The organism is Thermosporothrix sp. COM3 (assembly GCF_059696735.1).
Genome location: NZ_AP019376.1, coordinates 6,308,731 through 6,327,876 on the forward strand (window position 1 = coordinate 6,308,731; position 19,146 = coordinate 6,327,876).

Here is a 19,146-nt window from a genome sequence, read left to right on the forward strand (position 1 = left end):
CTAGTGAAGTGCGACCACTTCGCGCTCTTTGACAGTTTCTTTTGTCTGCTCCTGAAGCAGCTCGATTTCGCCTGAGATCTCTTCCAGCGAACGTCCGCTTGGCTCAGGCAGCGTGAAGATGGTCAGCAGCAGTCCAAGTACCGAGACGATAGCAGCGACTGCCATTGCACCCGAGAGCTGGAACGTTTCAAGCAAGACCGGGAAGATCGCAGCACCAGCGAACGCACCAAGCTTACCGATAGAGGCGGCGAGGCCATGTGCTGTCGAACGAACCTCAACCGGGAAGAGTTCGGCAGGGTAGACGAACGTTGTGACATTCGGTCCGAATTCGGTGAAGAAGTACGAGACCGAGAAGGCGATGAGGAACGGAACCGTCAGGTGCGTCATCCCCGGAACCAGCGCGATCACCGCGTAAGCGATCGCCATCATCGCGAACCCAAGAGCCTGAATCAGTTTGCGTCCCAGACGGTCGATCGTAAAGGCGGCGATGATATAACCGGGCATTGCTGCGATCACAAAGATGATCAGTGTGTACAGTGTGTTGGTGATCAGGTTCTCATGTGCGTTGAGCGACTTCAGCACCAGCGGACTTGCAATGGTGGTGCCATAATATGCGATATCCAGCAGGAACCATGTGCCGGCAGTACCGATAATCCACGGCAGATAGCGCCCTTTCAGCAGCACGGCGAGCGATGATTTCTTGTTTTGCTTCCTGGCTACAGCCTGTTTCTTTTGTTTCTTGCTGGCGTCGTTGCTGGTCACTTCCTGAACGGTCTGCGCAGCAGCCTCAACGTCCCCATGCATCATCAGGGAGAAGCGCGGCGTCTCAGCGATGTTACGTCGCATATAGAAGGTTGCCAGGGCCGGAACCGCACCCAGAGCCAGCATAATGCGCCATGTTAGATCATGATTGATGTTGAGGGCAAGCAGCAGGACTGCGATCAGGGGCCCAAAGATCAGGCCAAGTCCCTGCATTGAGAAGACCATTGTAATCAGCTTGCCGCGGTCTTTTCTATTTGCGTATTCGCTCATCAGGGTTGCGCTCAGCGGATAGTCGCCGCCGATACCAAGACCCAGAATAAAGCGGAAGATCAGCAACCAGATCAGGTTAGGGGCAAACGCGGAGGCCAACGCACCGATGGCAAGAATAACCAGTGTCCAGCCATAGATGGTCTTGCGCCCGATAAAGTCTGCCATGCGACCGAAGACGATCGAGCCAAGCGCCGCTGCGATCAGCGAGGTACTGCCAACGAGCCCGATTTCAAAGGGGGTGAGATTCCACAGAGGAGTGAGAATTTGGAGTGCCACACCAATGATGAACAGGTCGTAGGCATCAGTGAAGAAGCCCATTCCCGAGGTAATCATGGCTTTCCAGTGAAAGCCGGAAAGTTTACTGTTGTCTAATGCTTCTAAAACGTCCTTCGCTCCCATACTGTGGGGGTCTACTTGAGCAGCGTTGCTTTCTCGTACTTGCATATAATGATATGCTCCTTGCTATAAGGATAAGTATGTTAACCACAAGAGATCGATAATATAGTAGAATTTCAATGTTATCCCAATGTTAAGAGCGTGTTAAACTATTGCAAAAATGCCGGGTAAAAATTTGAATCTCGGCATTTCATCCTGTTTTAGGACAGCTCAAAAGGAGTGATGGCGGTCGCTTCGAGGAGGAGCGCACCAATATGCGGAATTGACACCTCGCTGTGAAAGAGCTCACTGTATGTCAGCCTTGTTTCCTGTTATGATTACTGGTGGATGAGTATTTTTTCTCTCTTATCTTTCTCTTTCGGCCAGAACAGTAGCTATTTTAGGATATTTTCTGGTAAAATTGCTTTAGAAAAAGAAGGTTACTTTCTTGGTTAAGGAGTAATAATGGCGACCGATGCACAGTACCTCTGCACAGGTTGTGGCACTACGAACAGGCCACAGGCGCGGTTCTGTACTGTATGTGGGCACCCTCTTGCGCTTTCGCATGCTGTAACTCCCGAAGAGCGTGTGTTAAAGGGACGTTATCATGTACTTGCCCACCTGGGCAGTGGCGGATATGGGAAGGTATATCAGGCCGAGGATCGCGAGTTTGGAAATCGCCTGGTCGCAATTAAAGAGCTCCGATGCCGTGCTATGAGTGAGAAAGAGAAGCAGGAAACCGCTGAGGCCTTCAAGCAGGAGGCGTTTTTGCTTGCAAAATTGGTGCATCCAAATCTGCCGAGCATCTTTGACTACTTTACCGAGGATGGGAACTGGTTTCTAGTGATGAGCTTTATTGAGGGCTTATCGCTGGAGAACTATCTGCGGAAGATGCCGGGCAATCGTCTTTCTGTTGCCGAAGTGATGCATATTGGTATCCAGCTCTGCACCGTTCTGGATTATTTGCATAGCCGTCCTTCTCCGATAATCTTTCGGGATCTCAAGCCTTCTAATATCATGCGCACGCGGCAGGGGCAGGTGTATCTGATTGATTTTGGCATTGCGCGTATTTTCAAGCAGGGGCAGACAAAAGATACGGTCGCGCTGGGCTCGCCCGGTTTTGCTGCTCCTGAACAATATGGTAAGGCGCAATCCACCCCTCAGACCGACATCTACAGTCTTGGAGCAACGCTCCATTATCTCCTGAGTGGCCAGGACCCTTCCTATACCCCTTTTTCGTTTGAACCGCTGGATCTTCCTGAATATCTGGGTATTAATTCGCTGCTGCTGGCGATGGTAGATCCCGATGTACGCAAACGTCCGCTCAATGTAATCGCAGTAAAGCAGGGCCTGGAACGCATTCTCAAACAATGTCCACCGGGGTTAGTGTTGCGTGAGAGGTCGCGTCGTGTTCAACCATCCACTCCTGTCTATATTCCACCTCTCCAGGCTGCAAGACCCGAGATTCCCCCTCCCTCGATGCACCCGAGACGAGGAGAGAAACGTTCCCCGCTGGCTTTTTTGCAGCGGATGCGCTGATGACATCGCTGGCTCTGTGTTGTGCAGGCGGGATGTGAGGTCGGGAATATTCCTATCAAGCCCTTGTGTTACTAAGAAGTGTAAACATCTTCTATGATTGGGGATTGTAGCTGTGTTTTTCATTTTGAAGTTAAAATAGGAATATTCGCATGCAGAAATCATCGAAGTTCTTTGTGATAGTTGCCCTGATGCTCGGGATGTCCCTTGCCTCGCTTGAGGCCACGATTGTTGGGACAGCTATGCCAAGTATTGTGGGGAAACTTGGAGGGGTTTCGCTCTACTCCTGGGTTATTTCCGTCTACTTGCTTACTTCGACTACGACAGTGCCGATTTATGGGAAGCTTGCTGACCTCTATGGCCGTAAGGCCATTTTTATTGTTGGTTCGCTGCTCTTCTTGATTGGCTCTTCTGCCAGTGGTGCCTCGCAGACAATGGTGCAGCTTATCATTGCGCGTGCGGTGCAGGGACTTGGGGCCGGTGCGGTGCAGCCCATCGTGTTGACCATTATTGGTGATATCTTCAGCGTCGAGGAACGGGCGCGGGTTCAGGGCCTGTTCAGTGGTGTCTGGGGTATTTCCAGTATCGTGGGGCCGGCGATTGGGGGTCTGATCGTTGACCATTTTAGCTGGCGCTGGGTCTTCTTCATCAATATCCCGTTCGGTTTGATCAGCATCGTTCTGCTGTCGATCTTCTTGCGCGAGAACATTGTGCGCACAAAGCATCAGCTTGATTATATGGGAACAGCGACCCTGACCGGAGCAATTGTAGCCTTGCTCTTCGCGATCCAGCAGGGGGGCAATGCGTGGCCGTGGTTCTCGGTACCCAGTATTAGCCTGTTTGTGGTTGCTGCTGTGCTGCTGGCACTCTTCCTTGTGACAGAGTCGCGTGTTGCGGAACCTGTGTTGCCGTTGTCTCTCTTTAAGAACCGGGTGATCGCGATCGCGAGCCTGGGCGGGTTGGTGATTGGGCCGATTCTTTTCGGGCTGAGCTCCTATGTTCCGCTGTTTGTGCAGGGTGCCAAAGGCGGTACCGGAACTGATGCCGGAATCGCGCTCGCACCGATGATGCTTGCCTGGCCGATTGCGGCGGCGCTCAGTGGAAAGTTAATTCTGCGCTATGGCTATCGCTTGATTGGCACTATCGGCACGACGTTGACCGCGATCGGTGTGGTCATGCTCACCTTTATGACGACGCACTCATCTCCGATCTACACGGGATTGGGGATGGCGCTGGTCGGTGGAGGCCTGGGCCTTGCGAGTAATACACAGATCATTTCGGTGCAAAGCGCGGTCCCCTGGAATCTACGTGGTGTGGCGACGGCTACAACGCAGTTCGTGCGCACAATGGGCGGCACGATCGGAATCGCAATTATGGGTTCGGTGCTGAATGCACAACTTGCCAGCCGTTTCACGCCGGTGCTGAACAGCAATCCGAATGTTATGGCTCGGCTGCCAAAAGACGTATCCCCTGCCGATATCCTGGTGAACGTTGATGCGCGCGCGCTCTTGCCGCAACAGATCCTGACTCAGTTGCAGGAAGCACTGGCACAAAGTCTCGACTGGGTTTATCTGCTTGTAGCGATAGTCGCTATACTGGGAGTAGTGGTAGCGCTCTTCTTCCCCCGAGGCAAAGTCGATCAGCTTTCCTATCGGGAAGAGGAAAGCGTCCAGAAGCCTTCTCTGGCAAAGAACGTCGGTTAAATTTGGTCGAATAAGGATAAAGGGTAATCGTTGTTATGGTTGACTTAACGCCGGAAGTTCGTGAATTCCTGCTCTATAGTACTCGTACCGGGAAGTGCGCGACGGTTCGTGCCGATGGTCGCCCGCATGTGGTTCCTGTCTGGTTTTTGCTTGACGGCAATGACATTGTCTTCACTACATGGGGCAAATCGGTGAAGGCGCACAATATCAGGCGCGATCCTCGGGCCAGCCTCTGTATTGATGATGAACTTCCGCCTTTCAGCTATGTGCTGATCGAAGGAGATGCGACCCTTGTTGAGGATAGAGAGCAGTTGCGCTACTGGGCAACTCGCATCGGTGCCCGCTACATGGGAGCTGATCGAGGCGAGGCGTATGGAAAGCGCAACAGCGTTGAGGGGGAGCTGCTTGTTCGGCTAACTCCCACAAGGGTCAGTTTCAAGAAAGATATTGCTCTCTAACCGCACAGGCCATCTCGGAAATGGGATGGCCTTTTTTTATTGGTTATCCTCCTCGTCGCCGGGCTGCCGCAACGGGAGGCTTGCTTTTGGCGCTTTCTTCCCTTGACCCGGATGAACCCAGGCTTTCACTCGCAAATAGAGTGCGATCAGGCCGCTGAACCAGAGCCCACCATACATATAGCCAGCCAGCACATCACTGGGCCAATGGGCTCCCAGATAAATACGGGACGGACCAATGCTGATGATCAGGATCAGAAAGAGTGAGATCAATAGGTTACGCAGGCGGCCAGAGCGCCAGTTTGTGGAGAGCAGGTAGATCAGCAGGCCATAGAAGTTGGTGTAGTGCATCACATGTCCGCTCGGGAAACTGGGCTCGTTGATGACTTTTGCCACTGTTACCAGCTCTTTGGATGGGCGGGGACGTTTAATCAGGCGTTTGACGATCGCGTTGAGCAGGGTTGAAGAGCTGGTCAGCAGCAAGAAGAGTGCCTCCAGCCGAAAGCGAAGGGCCCAGAAAACGCCTGCTGATCCAAGAATCTGCGGGATTGCCCATCTGGGAAACCCGATCTCCGAGACGCTGTGAAAGAAGATTCGCATCCAGGGAGACCGGAGGCGTTGTAGTTTTTCTGTAATCTCCCGGTCGCCAGGAAAAAAGCGTGTCTTTCGAGCAATAAATGAGAGCATTACAACTCCAGAAAGCAGCCAGAGGTAGAAGGCCAGTAGAATCGTCCCGCGTGAGACGGCATTCCGTCCCGAAACGGATGTCTGAGCGGCAACGCGCTGGGCCTCAGCCATCACTGGTTTGACATTTTTCTCAACGGCTTCGGTAAGTTGTGGGAGTTTGACGGTCGGGCGGCTATCGGCGTTGTTCGATGCTGTTTGAGAATGCTCGTCGGGCATTATCTCTTCGTCCCTTCTTCCATGAGAATGCAGTTTTTTCAATCTCTGTATCCCAAGTATATCACGCACCTTTAGCCTCGGATGTCTCAGGTACTTTCTTCCGGGTCATTCTATAAAAAAGAGAGAAGTATGAGAAAGATTAGTAGAAGTTTAGAGAAACATTAATAATCGTATTGCTGACTTGTGAAATGCAAAAACCTGAGGTTACTATTTAATCGATAACGTAGTTGCTGTGGAACATTTTGATAAATAAATGTAAAGCGATATTCGTATTTTATTCGTGTTATTCGGTAATGAACACATCAACGTGATGAGGCATGGTTTTGATACCCAGGTGAGATAGAGAGAAGAGGATAAAGCATGTATCGTCGAGCAAAAAGAGCCATGGCGCTTTCTTTGCCACAGCCAGAACACCCGGTCCATCATTCCTCGGTTGTGAACGCGCTGTCCCGGCGTAAAGTGGTGCTTGCGTCTGCAATCGGACAACTGGCAACACGTGCCGAAGAGCTGGCCGAGGTAGCTACCCGGCTGGTTGAGGTCTTGAAGAGTGGCCATAAGGTGCTGGTTGCCGGAAATGGTGGTAGCGCCGCTGAAGCGCAACACTTTGCGGCAGAATTGGTCGGGCGCTTTAAACGTGAGCGTGCACCCTATCCCGTCCTGGCGCTGACAACCGATAGCTCCATTCTGACGGCTGTCGCCAATGATTACGGTTTTCAGGATGTGTTTGTGCGCCAGATCGATGCATTTGGACAGGTCGGTGACCTCTTTCTTGCATTCAGTACAAGTGGCGAATCGGAGAATTTGCTTCGTGCCGCACGGGTGGCCGCCGAAAAGGAACTAACGGTTGTAGCAGTGACCGGTGAGCGTCAGAGCAGCCTGGAACAACTTGCCGATATAACGGTGCGTGTCCCGGTCGTAGAAACCGACACAGCACAGGAATTGCATATGATTGTCACGCATATTCTCTGCGATATTGCGGAAGTCCAGCTTTCCGCGTAGCAGTGAGGGAGAAGAACGCATGAATCGAGCAGTTTTTCTGGATCGTGATGGAACACTGGTCCATTCTGTTCACTACCCGTCTCGGCCGGAACAGTTACGCCTGTACGATGGGATTGCGCCCGCCCTGCGCGAGTTACAGGCAATGGGCTTTCTCTTGATCGTCGTTACCAATCAGTCAGGAATTGCGCGGGGCTATTTTACTGAAGCCGACTTACAGCGCATGCATGCCTCTCTTTCTGCCAACCTTTCCGCTCAAGGTGTCTTTTTAGATGGTTTCTACCACTGTCCCCATCATCCAGACGGCGTGGTTCCAGAGCTGGCGTTTCGCTGTGCTTGTCGCAAGCCGCAGCCGGGGATGCTCCTGCGTGCTGCAGCAGAACGCGACATTGATCTTCAGGCATCATGGTTTATTGGTGACATTCTGGATGATGTCGAAGCAGGAAACAGGGCAGGATGCCGTACCGTTCTGGTTGATCTTGGGACCGAGCAACCGCCTGCTTCTCCGTCGCGTTGTCCGGCTTTCGTGGCGCGTGATACCCTGCATGCCTTGCGGATTGTACAGGCTGTTACCGCCCTACAAGATAGCACAGAACTGGATTTGCTCTATCGCCCTCAGGCATGGAAAGCAGAGCATTCGGAGGAGAGGCATGGACCATTTAAAAAATACGCACTCACCCATCCCGGAAGTTCCCTCAGTTGAGCTGGTGCGGCGGTTTCGTGGCAAGCGGGTGTTGGTACTTGGTGATGCCATGCTCGATACCTACCTTGAGGGAGATGCTACCCGATTGTGTAGCGAGGGCCCCGTTCCAATCGTGCATAAAACGGCGGAGAGCCATATTCCTGGCGGAGCGGCCAACGTTGCGGCAAACCTGCAGGCTTTAGGGGCTGATGTGCTATTCGTAAGCATGCTTGGCGACGACAGTACCGGACGGATGTTGCGTGAGGTGTTGCAGCGGCTGCGCGTCTCTGATCGCTGGTTGATCGAGCATCCGCAGGCTCCCACGCTGCATAAATTGCGTATTCTGGCGGGAGGGCAATATGTGGTGCGCTTCGATGAGGGGGCGGCGCAGGATTACCTGAACCCTGAGGCGATGCGTGCGTGTCAGCAACGGCTTGTACAGCAACTTGAGCTCTGCTATCAGCGGTGTGAACTGGTAGTGATCTCCGATTATCGTTACGGGGTCTGCAATGATGCTGTGCTTGATCGCCTGTATGATCTCTTTGTTGAGCAGCCAAAGCCTCTTGTTATCGACTCGAAAGCCCTACAGCGTTTTCGGAAACTGCCTGCAGCCATTGTGACGCCAAATTATCGAGAGGCCTGCACACTGGTTGGCAGCCCGATACAACCGCTGACCGCTCTGAAGCGTGAGGAATTACAGGATGTCTTGCGTCCTCTGGCTCAAGAAATGCTCGCGATGCTCTCGGTAGAACATGTAGCGATCACGCTGGGACCGCATGGCGTCTTTGTGCGGGGGCGTCAGGAACAGGAGTTTTTCCTGCCCGCTCATTCGGTCGCTCAGGCCTACGATGTCGGAGCCGGAGACTCGTTTGCCTCTGCTTTGGCTCTGGCGCTGGCTGCCGGGGCGCCTCTTCCGACCGCGGTGCAGATTGGCCTGGATGCCGCTTCCATCGCGGTTAGTCGGCCACGAACCGCCATTGTGCAATTGCAGGAATTGTTGCAGCGAGTCAGTGTTCGAGAATATACCACACATGCCCGCTCATTTGGCTCGGCCTATGGCGCCGATCATCAGGAGGCGATTACCCGCCTGGCAACATTACTGGCAATCGAGCGTGTGATGGGGCGACGTATCGTGTTTACCAATGGGGTCTTCGATATTCTACACGCCGGGCATGTGCAGTTCTTGCGGCAGGCGAAAGCGCTTGGGGATATTCTGGTTGTTGGTATCAATAGTGATGCCAGCGTGAGGCGCCTCAAAGGACCGGGACGCCCCATTATTCGTGAGCGCGATCGCATGGCGCTGGTAGCCGCGCTTGATATGGTGGACCATGTGGTGCTGTTTAATGAAGATACACCAAACACGCTTATTCGTGCTTTGCGCCCTGATCTTCATGTCAAAGGTGGCGATTATGCTGATGAGGAATTACCGGAAGCAGAGGCTGTACGGGCCGTCGGTGGCCAGATCGTGATTGTGCCCCTGATTGGAACGGTCAGCACAAGCAGCGTGATCCACCGGATCGTGACTCTTGCAGAGCAGCATAAGCTGAATATTGAAGCACGCAGTCAATGAGAAAAGAGAGGGCTGGCTTATCGATGGAAACATATCACGGAAGAGAAAATGCTATGCTTGATGAGCGCTGGCGTTCAGTCCGCAAGGTATTACTTGTGCGGCTGGATAATCTGGGCGATGTCTTATTGATGACGCCGGCCTTTCATGCTGTCAGACAGGCACTTCCACACGCCTCAATCACACTTCTGGCGGGTCCGGTTGGTGCGCAGGTGGGCCGTTTAGACCCGGATCTTGATTCTGTGCTGGTCTATCAGGCCCCCTGGATGGACCCCTGGCACAAACTACCGCTTGATGCGGAACGTGAGCAGCGGATGATTGCCCGCCTCAAAGAAGAGCGCTTTGATGGAGCGATCATCTTTACCTCTTTCCGACAGAGCTCGCTCCCGGCAGCCTATCTCTGCTATCTGGTCGAGATTCCCTTGCGGGTTGCCGCCTCAATTGATGGCCCCGGCTCTCTGCTGACCACACGTCATAAGCACCCGGAACGCATGATGCATGAGGTGCAGCGTGGTCTTGATCTGGTGAGCTCGATTGGCATGACAACGCAAGAACAGGATCTAGTGTTACGTGTGCCGCAGTCTGCTCGCGAGGAGATACAGCAGCGTCTCTCGCCGCTTCTACAGGGACGCCCTTTCATTGTGGTACATCCCGGGTGCAGTATGCCAGCCCGAACGTATCCCCCTGAGATGTATGCGCAGGTCATCAATTTGCTGATAGAGCGCTTGCAGGTCTTTGTGGCGGTCACAGGTGGGCCGGAGGAACAGGAACTTGTGGAGGGCATTGTACGTCAGGTCGCGCCTGAGAACAGGGCCTCGGTGCTGCCTCTGGCTGGCGTGCTTCCGTTCGATCAGCTCTGTGCCTTAATTCAGCAAGCTGCGCTGACCGTAACCAATAATACTGGCCCAATGCATATTTCGGCTGCGGTCAAGACGCCGGTGGTGGCGCTCTTTGCCCTGACGAATCCGCCCGAACAGTGGGGACCGTGGCGGGTGGCGCATCGGCTCCTCTATCATGATGTCCCTTGCCGGATCTGTTATAGCCGGATCTGCCCGTATCAGCATGAGTGTTTGCGGCTGGTCTCGCCTGAACAGGTTGTGATGGCAGCCAATGAACTGCTTACTGGTGCGCCGCTTGATGAGGAGACGCTGCTTGAGAGCGTGAAAGGAGGGAACCATGTCGCGAACCGGGTCTGAGCTGCTTGCATGCCTGCAGCGGGAGCAGCTTCCACCAGTATGGCAGCCGCGTCGTATTGCAATTTTTCGAGCGCTCAGCGTGGGGGATTTGCTGGTTGCGGTTCCAGCGCTGCGGGCTATTCGCCATCGCTTTCCGCAGGCTGAAATCACACTGGTCGGGCTGCCGTGGGCGAAGGAGTTTGTGCGGCGTTTTCAGCGCTACCTTGATCGCTTTGTCGAGTTTCAGGGCTACCCTGGCATTCAAGAGGTGTCTTATGAAGAGACCCGGTCGCAGGCGTTTCTGCGAGCACAGCAGGCATATGGCTATGATCTGGTCATTCAGATGCATGGAAACGGGCGAACAAGCGATGCGCTGGCACTAGAATTTCGGGCAGAGGTCACTGTGGGCTACTATGATCCAGCATACGGGAAACCTGAGGGACTGACCGTAGGGGCTCCCTATCCCGATGATGTGCATGAGATTTACCGTAACCTGGGTCTCGCTGCAATACTTGGTTGTCAGCGGCTTGATCCCTGGCTGGAGTTCCCTCTGTACGAACAGGATCACGCGGAGGCAACGGCTTTGTTGCGGGCCTTGCCCCGAGCCGAACGCCCCTGGATCGCGCTGCATACAGGCGCTCGACCTTCGGCCAGGCGCTGGCCCGCCGAGTATTTTGCCCGGGTTGGTGATATGCTTGCCAGAACTTGTCAGGCGCAAATCCTGTTGACAGGAAGCCAGGGTGAAGAAGAGACCGTTGCGACGGTGGCTGCCCTGATGCAGACACACCCTATCTCGCTGGTGGGGCAGACCTCTCTTGGCGCGTTAGGGGCGCTGCTCAGTAAGCTGGACCTGTTTATCACGAATGATACCGGTCCTGCTCATATTGCCTATGCGGTTAATTGTCCCTCAATTACGCTTTTCGGGCCTGCCGACTATCATCGCTGGCAGCCGCTGGACCAGGAAAAACATAAGCTGGTTCGGCGTCCAGTCGTGTGCAGTCCCTGTAGCTACTGGTCCTGCCCGATCGATCATCGCTGTATGCGCTGGCTCGATCCCGCCCGGGTGTTTGATCTGGCTGAAAGACAGCTTCGCGCTGCGGCACCTGCGCTGCGGTCACCGGTTCAAGTTCATTCATAAAGAGCAGAAATGATGAGGATGCTATGAAACGCTTAAAGATTTTGATCTGGCATATTCATGGAAGTTATCTCAATGCGCTGGCTCGTATTCCACATGAATGGTACCTGCCTGTAAAGCCTGGCAGACCGGAGGGCTATGGTGGGCGAGGGCCGACTTTTGACCTGCCCGACTCTGTGCATGAGGTTCCGGCGGAAGAGGTGCGGAATCTGGATCTTGACCTGATTATCTTCCAGACCCCGAAGAACTACTATGAAGATCAGGAGGAGATTCTGAGCCCGGCTCAGCGCCGTTTACCGAAAATCTACCTTGAGCATAATACACCAAAGCCACACGCCTGTGATACAAAGCATCCGATTGATGATCCCTCGGTGCTGCTGGTCCATGTCACGCACTATAACCACCTGATGTGGGATAACGGACGAACTCCCACGATGGTGATCGAGCATAGCGTGGCGATCGATCCTTCTGCTCACTATACAGGCGAGATCGAGCGCGGCATCACGGTGATTAACGGGATGCAGAAGCGTCCTCGTATTGCCGGGTATGACATTTTCCAGCAGGTGCGTGAGCGGATCCCGCTGGATGCGGCAGGGATGCAGACGGAGGAACTGGGGGGACTCGGTGATGTGCCCTATCGTGATTTGCATCGCCTGGTGGCGCAATACCGCTTCCTCTTCAGCCCTATTCGCTATACAAGCTTGCCGCTGGCTGTGATTGAGGCAATGACGCTGGGTATGCCGGTCGTGGCGCTGGCAACAACCGAGCTCCCCACCGTTATAGAACACGGCAAGAGTGGTTTTATCTCCTGTAATGTTGATGAGTTGGTCACGATTATGCAGGAGCTGCTTCGTTCGCCGTCGCTCGCGCGCGAGATCGGGGCGCGTGCCCGGGCGATCGCTCAGGAGCGCTTCAGTTTGAAACGTTTTACTCATGCTTGGAATGCGGCCTTTGAGCGGGTTCTGGATTCTGGAAAGAAGACAATCCCGGTAGTCTCCCTATGAGAGAGGAAGAATGTGTTATGGGGAAGTCGAGACGCGTTGCTTTTCTCAGTGAACATGCCGATCCCACTGCCCTTCTTGGAGGTGTTGATGCGGGTGGGCAGAACGTCTACGTTGATGAGATCAGCCGAAACCTGGCGCAACTGGGCTATACCGTGGATGTGTTTACCCGGCGTGATAACCCGGATACACCAGAAGTGATCGAATGGGCGCCGGGCGTGCGGGTAATCCATCTGACAGCGGGTCCGGCTACCTTCATGCTGAAAGACGAGCTCTGGCCGTTGATGCCAGAGTTCCGCGATGCTTTTCTGCGTTTTCAGGAGCGGAGCGGCACGCACTATGATCTGATCCATAGCAATTTCTGGCTCTCCGGTTGGGTCGCGGCAGAGCTCCGTGAGCGGCTACGGATTCCCGCTGTCCAGATCTTTCATGCGATGGGGATCACCAAGCGCCGTCATCAACAGGAGGCGGATACCAGTCCGAGCGAGCGTATCCAGGTAGAGCATGAAATTATCCAGCGTGTTGATCGTTTGATTGCTCAGTGTCCCGGGGAACAACACGAACTGATTGAAGATTATGGGGCTGATCCCGCCAAAATAGTGATGATTCCCTCAGCGGTCAATACCTCCCTGTTCTACCCGGTGAACCGCGAAGAGGCCCGCCGTCGTGTAACCTGTGAACTGCACAGCGATGACTTTGTGATTGTCTATGTTGGTCGCATGCTGCCCCGCAAGGATGCACGAAATATTGTGCGTGCGCTTGCGATCCTGCTGCATGAGCATGGACCGCTTCCTTCTGTCAAACTGGTGCTTGTAGGGGGCGAGTCAATGGAGCCAGATCCTACACTGACTCCAGAGATCGGGGCGTTACAGGAACTGGCTGCTGAACTGGGGGTTGCGGATCGAGTCGTCTTTGTCGGGAAACGGCAGCCGGAGGTGTTGCGCTACTACTACTGTGCAGGCGACGTTGCGGTTACGACTCCCTGGTATGAGCCGTTCGGGCTGACTCCGCTTGAGGGGCAGGCTTGCGGACGTCCGGTAATCGGTTCGGCGGTTGGCGGCATTACCTTTACGATTGCCGATGGCGAAACCGGGTTACTGGTTCCGCCACGTGATCCCGCTGCACTGGCTGAGCGTCTGTATCAATTGTTCAAGGATCGGGCATTGTGTGAACGCATGGGAGAGGCTGCCCGCCAGCGAGTTGAGCGTGAGTTTACCTGGCCGGTTGCCGCTCGGCGCACGGCGGAGCTGTATCAAGCGCTGTTGCAGGAATGGCGGCAGCCCGTATCGACGATAACCCGGGCTTCTAGCAGGAGGTAACGCGAATGGCTCTGGTAGATGTCTTGATACCGACCTATCGACGCAAGACTGCTCTGGCGGTTGTGCTGACCAGCCTGTTCGGGCAGACATTTCAGGATTTCAATATCTTTATCTCTGATCAGACAGAGGAGGAGGCCTGTTTTCTGGATAGTGAGGAGATACAGACGATTGTCCGGGCGCTGCGCTGGCGTGGGCACCAGGTCACGCTGTTGCGCCATCCGGAGAAACGAGGCATGGCGGAGCAGCGTCAATTTCTGCTTGAACAGAGCAGCGCACCTTATGTCCATTTTATTGATGATGATGTGCTGCTGGAGCCAACCGTCATGGAGCGGATGCTTTCCGTGTTGCAACAGGAAGGGTGCGGCTTTGTTGGCTGCCCCGCGACCGGGCTTGGCTACCTGGATGATTATCGCCCCCATCAGCAGCATATCGAGCTCTGGGAGGGCCCCGTCAGGCCGGAGCAATTCACTCCTGAGAATCTGCCCTGGGATCGCCACCTTGTGAATAACGCGGCGAATCCGCTTCACCTGGAACAGCAGCTTGTCCACAATGGGGAGACGGTACGGTACAAGGTTGCGTGGGTTGGCGGGGCCAATGTGCTTTTTGACCGTGCCAAGCTGCTGAGCGTAGGAGGGTTTTCCTGGTGGAAGCGTCTGCCAGTGAATCACGCAGGAGAAGAAGTGGTTGTGCAATTCCTGCTAATTCGGAAGTACGGAGGTTGTGGTATTCTTCCGAGCGGCACGTATCATCTGGGATTGCCTACCTCTGTAGTGGATCGAAGCCACAATGCAACCGAACTGTTTGCTGAATTACTGGAGGAGATCGGTGAATTGACACCAATCTCTACTATAAAGAATCACTATGCAAAAAGAGGAGAAAAGAGGAATTAATATGGGAATAGAACCGATTTCACTGCGCGATAAAGTGGTGTTGGTGACCGGAGCCGGAAGCGGTCTGGGTGAAGCGACCGCACGTGCATTTGCCGAGCAGGGGTGTATGGTTGCGTGTGTCGATATCAAGCAAAAAGAGCTTGAAAGTGTATGTACTGCAATTCAGCAAAAAGATGGGAGAGTGGCGGCTTTTCCGTGTGATGTCAGTAATGCAGCGGCTGTTTTTGAGACAGTACAGGCTGCTGTAGAGCGCTTTGGGCGTCTGGATATTGTTGTCAATTGTGCGGCAATCGACCATACCCTTTCGGTCGCTGATATGAGTGTGGAACAGTGGGATCAGGTTATCTCGATCAATCTGCGTGGCCCGTTTCTCTTCGCGAAGGCGGCACTCCCGCATATGCAGCGCCAGAAGAGCGGGCATATTGTCAATGTTGCTTCAACGGCGGCCACCCGTGCCTGGGCCAATGCATCAGCCTATCATGCCTCCAAGTGGGGGCTGGTCGGATTTAGTCGGGGTCTGGGAGTCGAGGGCCGTGAGCACGGGATTCGTGTTACGACCATTATTCCTGGCGGCATGAAGACTCATTTCTTTGATCGCTTTGCCGAACAGGGAATTCCGATGCCGGAAGAACGAAACTTGCAGGATCCGGCAAATGTGGCTGAACTGATTGTTTTTGCCACGCGGGTTCCGGCTGACTCGGCCTTACAGGAGGCGTTGATTACGCCGTTTACCGAAACGAGCTGGCCCTAAAGCAAAAGATGAGGAGAAGTGGGGGTGCGTCTACAAGGGTCGCACTCCTCTCCTGGTACCGTGAAGCTATGCTCAACGGATTAGCAAGCACGCCCGTATTATATGTGAGTTCCCGTTGAGGTAAAAGCGAGACAGGGCTTATGTCTGCGCGAAGCGGGATCTTCTCAGTTCCAGGAGGAGTCAAAAACATGGCGATAGAGGGTCAGAGTAACGAGGCGGCGCACGATTATTTCACCAGGAGAAACGTGATAACACGACAGAGAAGGAAGATTGCGAGTATGCCTGCACGGGTTCTTTCCTGGTTTTCTCTTCATACGTTTGCTCCTGTATGGGTGCCGCGCTATCTGCGGGGGCCGCTGGCCTGCTATTTTGTGCCGGTAGTTCTCCTGGCGGGGCTGGCGCTGCTGTTGTTGCTCTTGCAAACGCTTCCCGGCGCATTCTTCCCCAGTCTTCCTTTTACCCTGCTGGTTGTCTTTGTTGCACTGAACTGGGGAGCTGGCCCGGGATTGATTACGACAGTGCTGGGAGCACTGCTTCTGTTTGTGATGCTGACCCCTTCTACCAATACCTTACCAATTGAGCCACGTGGTGTAATGGGCTCTTTCCTGTTTGTTTTGATTGGAGCTTGTGTCAGTATTCTGGCGAGTACCAAAGAGAGTGAGCGACGCACTGCCGAGATGTTGCGGGACTCATTGCTCTCTGAACGTGCCCTTTTAAATACGGTGATTGATGCCATCCCCGATGCACTAATGATCTTCGATGCAGAGAAAAAGTTAATCCTGCTGAATCGAGCGGCCAGGACTATGTTTCCCTCTTTGCAGATCGAAGCAAAGCGGTATTCCGATGAATTGATTCAGCCCTATCATATTGTTTCGCCTGAGAGTCAGAAACTTACGGCGGACGAACTGGCCATTGGGCGTGCCTTCAAGGGGGAAACTGTTGTTGAGCAGCCGGTGCGCTGGATCGATGTAGACGGGAATGAGCGTGATATGGCTTTTAGCGCTGCCCCCTTCTATGTCTATAACCCGCATCAGAAGCTAGAGGGCGTTGTAGGGCTGGCCCATGATATTACCGAGCTGAAGCGTAGCGAGAAAGAGATTCGTCGCACACAGCAGCGCATGGAAGAGTTTCTCGGTATTGCCGGGCATGAGTTGCGCACGCCATTAACGACCGTGAAGGCCAGTGTGCAGCTTGCTCAGCGAGTGTTGCGCAAGCGGGGAGAGAAGCCGGGCAGTGGACAGACAAACCCGCTTGATCTGCTGGATCGGGCCGAGCGTCAGGTTGCCGTCCTGAATCGCCTGGTGGGTGATTTACTGGACGTATCCCGGATCCAGGCCAATAAACTGAAAGTGGTGCTGGAAGAGCATGACCTATTGCCGATTGTTCAGCAGAAAGTGGAGGAGCAACAGCAGGGGACACGCAGACGCGAGATCAGATTGCGGCTTCCTGAAGAAGTCGAGACGGTTCCGGTTCGGATTGATCCCACGCGTATCGGGCAGGTATTGACGAACTATCTGTCGAATGCCTGTAAGTTCTCGGGGGCCGAGGTCCCTGTTACCGTTGAGGTACAGCTTGAGCAGGATCAGGTGATTGTGCTGGTTCACGACCAGGGCCCGGGACTAACACCTGAGGAGCAGGAACAGATATGGGAACGTTTCTATCAGGTGGAACGGGTGCAAGATGGCTCAAGCCTCGGTCTGGGGTTGGGACTCCATATCGCCGGGAAGATTATTGAGTATCATAACGGGCGTGTGGGCGTTGATAGTGTTCCGGGCAAAGGCTCAACGTTCTGGTTTTCTCTGCCTCTGTATCAGAAATAGTGCACAAAATAAAGAAGAAGCTGGAACGCAACCAGCTTCTTCCTGCGGATCGTTACTGTTTGTAGGGAGGGGTTTCGTTATACGGTTTCTGCGTAAAGGTTCCCTTTCGTAGTTGTTCGTCTGCTGGCGCGGAAGCCGCGCTCTGGAGACGACCTCCACCCCCTGCGCTCCCACCTGGCTTTCTCGACTCGGCTGGCGCCGTGCTTCTCCCCGCAGTAAGCCGCTCTTCTCCACGGTGCAGCCAGTGCTGTGCACTCTCTCGTCCGCCCAGACCGAAGGCCAGACCAAATGCCAGGGCCAGCGCGCCGACAATGGCGGTAAAGAGTGTCTGAAGGATGGCCGGTGCGATCCGAAGCTGATAGAGAGCGACGATAGCAGCAAAGAAGATGATGGCGATACGGGCAATATTGGCAAAGATGTTCGGATTTCCCATGCGGCTAACGGCAGTGGTATTACGGATGACGTCGGCAACGAGGGTGCCGATCCAACCACCCAGGAAGAGCAGTATCACGGCTACAAAGACGTTCGGAATGTAGGAAACGATCGTTCCAAGAAGGCTGCTGATCGAGCCCAGGCCGAGAGAGTCAAAGGCAGGCACCAGGAAAATTAAGAAAACAAACCAGTACACAATTTTGCCCAGTATTCCCGAGACATCCATGTGCATGTTCGCTTTTCTGCCTAATTGATGAAGTCCGATGCGGTCGGCAGCGGCTTCGACGTTGAAGCGTTGACACAGCCAGGTCACAGCTTTCGAGATCGCTTTAGCGACGATCCAGCCAACAAGCAGGATCACCAGAAAGCCTATCAGTTTGGGGATGAAGCTGATAATCATGTTCATCGCATTGACAAAAGATTGCCAGATAGCTGTTCCCCAATCTGTGATTGTACGCATACTGTACTCCTTTCATTGCTGTGTTATTCGTAGAGTGTATCGCCTGGTCACCTCTCTTTAGATATAATCAGTATAAATATTTGCCAAATAGATCAGAAAAAGTGCAATGAAAATGTTTCTTGAAAGAGCATATTCTATGAGGAGGATACCGTTTAGGAAGACAGGCACTCTTTAGTTGGCTGCTTCTCTTCTCCTTTGTTGTTGAGCTTATAATTGCAATTGTCTCCTCTGATTAACTCTACAATAGAAAGAGACGTTTCTGTTCTTTTCTAGAATTGACAACTCCTTGAATACCGCTTATATTTGAAGCAAGAATGCGAATTCAATGCTATGTGCTGTTGTAAGACAGAAACCTTCCTGTAAGCTCTTTTTTCGGGGGAGATACCGCTGACCGTCCTCTCCCATCTAGTATGAAGCGCCAATAGAGAGGGATCGAGTGTTTAGAGCCGATGAATACAATTGTGACACCGCTAACCGTCGATACGGAAACAAGTGAGAAGGTCGTTCTCGTGGTTGAAGATGATGCAGATTTGCGAGAGACCATCCAATGGATGCTGGAAGATGAGGGGATTGCAGTTGAGACCGCCGCGGATGGTCGTGAGGCGTTGGAGCGCGCTTTGCAATCAAAGCCTGCTCTGGTGTTGCTGGATATTGGCTTACCGGTGATTGATGGGCATGGTGTTGCCGCGGGTCTGCATTCTGCGTATGGAGATTCCATTGCTATTCTCACAATGACCGCTGGAGGGCATGCCGCGGAGAAAGCCGAACGGATGGGGGCTATCGGCTATTTGAGCAAGCCCTTTGATCTTGATGTCTTGATCCATTCTGTTCGCTCCGCTTTACAGATGAGCTCGTAAATAGGCTATTGGCCTGATGTGAACTGCTTTCCGAGAAACTCTCTGCCGTTTCTTTTC

General features: G+C 53.6%; 17 protein-coding genes. 14 read left to right on the top strand and 3 right to left on the bottom strand.

Annotation, left to right across the window (positions count from 1 at the left end):
* A complete protein-coding gene (locus KTH_RS27110) occupies nt 1-1,476 on the bottom strand; it encodes an MFS transporter (protein WP_211326257.1) in 1,476 nt (491 codons plus the stop codon).
* A 396-nt stretch (nt 1,477-1,872) separates the two neighbouring features.
* On the opposite strand from KTH_RS27110, the gene KTH_RS27115 reads away from it, so the two are divergent.
* The 3 genes from KTH_RS27115 to KTH_RS27125 all read left to right on the top strand — a co-directional run bounded on the left by KTH_RS27115 (nt 1,873) and on the right by KTH_RS27125 (nt 5,104).
* Complete coding sequence (locus tag KTH_RS27115) at nt 1,873-2,946, top strand: serine/threonine protein kinase (protein ID WP_111324254.1); 1,074 nt, start codon at nt 1,873-1,875, stop codon at nt 2,944-2,946.
* Nucleotides 2,947-3,095: 149 nt separating this feature from the next.
* Nucleotides 3,096-4,646, top strand: a complete 1,551-nt coding sequence (locus KTH_RS27120) for an MDR family MFS transporter (RefSeq protein ID WP_111324253.1) — start codon at nt 3,096-3,098, stop codon at nt 4,644-4,646.
* Between the two features lie 35 nt (nt 4,647-4,681).
* On the top strand, nt 4,682-5,104 hold the full coding sequence (locus tag KTH_RS27125) for a PPOX class F420-dependent oxidoreductase (protein ID WP_111324252.1): 423 nt from the start codon (nt 4,682-4,684) through the stop codon (nt 5,102-5,104).
* A gap of 36 nt (nt 5,105-5,140) precedes the next feature.
* Here the strand turns inward: KTH_RS27125 and KTH_RS27130 are convergent, their stop codons facing one another.
* On the bottom strand, nt 5,141-6,004 hold the full coding sequence (locus tag KTH_RS27130) for a phosphatase PAP2 family protein (protein WP_111324251.1): 864 nt from the start codon (nt 6,002-6,004) through the stop codon (nt 5,141-5,143).
* A 384-nt stretch (nt 6,005-6,388) separates the two neighbouring features.
* Here KTH_RS27130 and KTH_RS27135 point away from each other — a divergent pair, with 384 nt between their 5' ends.
* The 10 genes from KTH_RS27135 to KTH_RS27180 all read left to right on the top strand — a co-directional run bounded on the left by KTH_RS27135 (nt 6,389) and on the right by KTH_RS27180 (nt 17,340).
* Nucleotides 6,389-7,003: a D-sedoheptulose-7-phosphate isomerase gene (locus KTH_RS27135; RefSeq protein WP_111324340.1), complete on the top strand. Its 615-nt coding sequence runs from the start codon at nt 6,389-6,391 to the stop codon at nt 7,001-7,003.
* Between the two features lie 19 nt (nt 7,004-7,022).
* Nucleotides 7,023-7,703 carry a D-glycero-alpha-D-manno-heptose-1,7-bisphosphate 7-phosphatase gene (locus tag KTH_RS27140; RefSeq protein WP_111324250.1) on the top strand — a complete coding sequence of 227 codons (681 nt, stop codon included), beginning with the start codon at nt 7,023-7,025 and terminating at the stop codon, nt 7,701-7,703.
* Entirely contained in the window at nt 7,651-9,252 is a 1,602-nt protein-coding gene (gene rfaE2, locus KTH_RS27145) for a D-glycero-beta-D-manno-heptose 1-phosphate adenylyltransferase (RefSeq protein ID WP_111324249.1), read from the top strand. The genes KTH_RS27140 and rfaE2 overlap by 53 nt, the downstream gene beginning before the upstream one ends.
* A gap of 23 nt (nt 9,253-9,275) precedes the next feature.
* Nucleotides 9,276-10,445, top strand: a complete 1,170-nt coding sequence (locus KTH_RS27150) for a glycosyltransferase family 9 protein (protein WP_497622027.1) — start codon at nt 9,276-9,278, stop codon at nt 10,443-10,445.
* A complete protein-coding gene (locus KTH_RS27155; protein WP_111324248.1) occupies nt 10,426-11,562 on the top strand; it encodes a glycosyltransferase family 9 protein in 1,137 nt (378 codons plus the stop codon). Before KTH_RS27150 ends, KTH_RS27155 begins: the two co-directional genes overlap by 20 nt.
* Before the next feature lie 23 nt (nt 11,563-11,585).
* Complete coding sequence (locus KTH_RS27160; protein WP_111324247.1) at nt 11,586-12,563, top strand: glycosyltransferase; 978 nt, start codon at nt 11,586-11,588, stop codon at nt 12,561-12,563.
* A gap of 17 nt (nt 12,564-12,580) precedes the next feature.
* Nucleotides 12,581-13,879, top strand: a complete 1,299-nt coding sequence (locus KTH_RS27165) for a glycosyltransferase (protein ID WP_497622029.1) — start codon at nt 12,581-12,583, stop codon at nt 13,877-13,879.
* A gap of 5 nt (nt 13,880-13,884) precedes the next feature.
* Nucleotides 13,885-14,769, top strand: coding sequence for a glycosyltransferase (locus KTH_RS27170; RefSeq protein ID WP_497622031.1), 885 nt, complete (start codon nt 13,885-13,887; stop codon nt 14,767-14,769).
* 1 nt (nt 14,770) lies between these two features.
* Nucleotides 14,771-15,520 (top strand): SDR family oxidoreductase, encoded by a 750-nt coding sequence (locus tag KTH_RS27175; RefSeq protein WP_497622033.1) that lies wholly within the window; start codon nt 14,771-14,773, stop codon nt 15,518-15,520.
* Between the two features lie 188 nt (nt 15,521-15,708).
* Nucleotides 15,709-17,340 (top strand): PAS domain-containing sensor histidine kinase, encoded by a 1,632-nt coding sequence (locus KTH_RS27180; RefSeq protein WP_497622035.1) that lies wholly within the window; start codon nt 15,709-15,711, stop codon nt 17,338-17,340.
* A gap of 52 nt (nt 17,341-17,392) precedes the next feature.
* On the opposite strand, the gene KTH_RS27185 is transcribed toward KTH_RS27180, so the two are convergent.
* On the bottom strand, nt 17,393-18,232 hold the full coding sequence (locus KTH_RS27185; protein WP_497622037.1) for a mechanosensitive ion channel family protein: 840 nt from the start codon (nt 18,230-18,232) through the stop codon (nt 17,393-17,395).
* Between the two features lie 449 nt (nt 18,233-18,681).
* Here KTH_RS27185 and KTH_RS27190 point away from each other — a divergent pair, with 449 nt between their 5' ends.
* Nucleotides 18,682-19,089 (top strand): response regulator, encoded by a 408-nt coding sequence (locus KTH_RS27190; RefSeq protein ID WP_497622039.1) that lies wholly within the window; start codon nt 18,682-18,684, stop codon nt 19,087-19,089.
* The last annotated feature ends 57 nt before the right edge of the window (nt 19,090-19,146 follow it).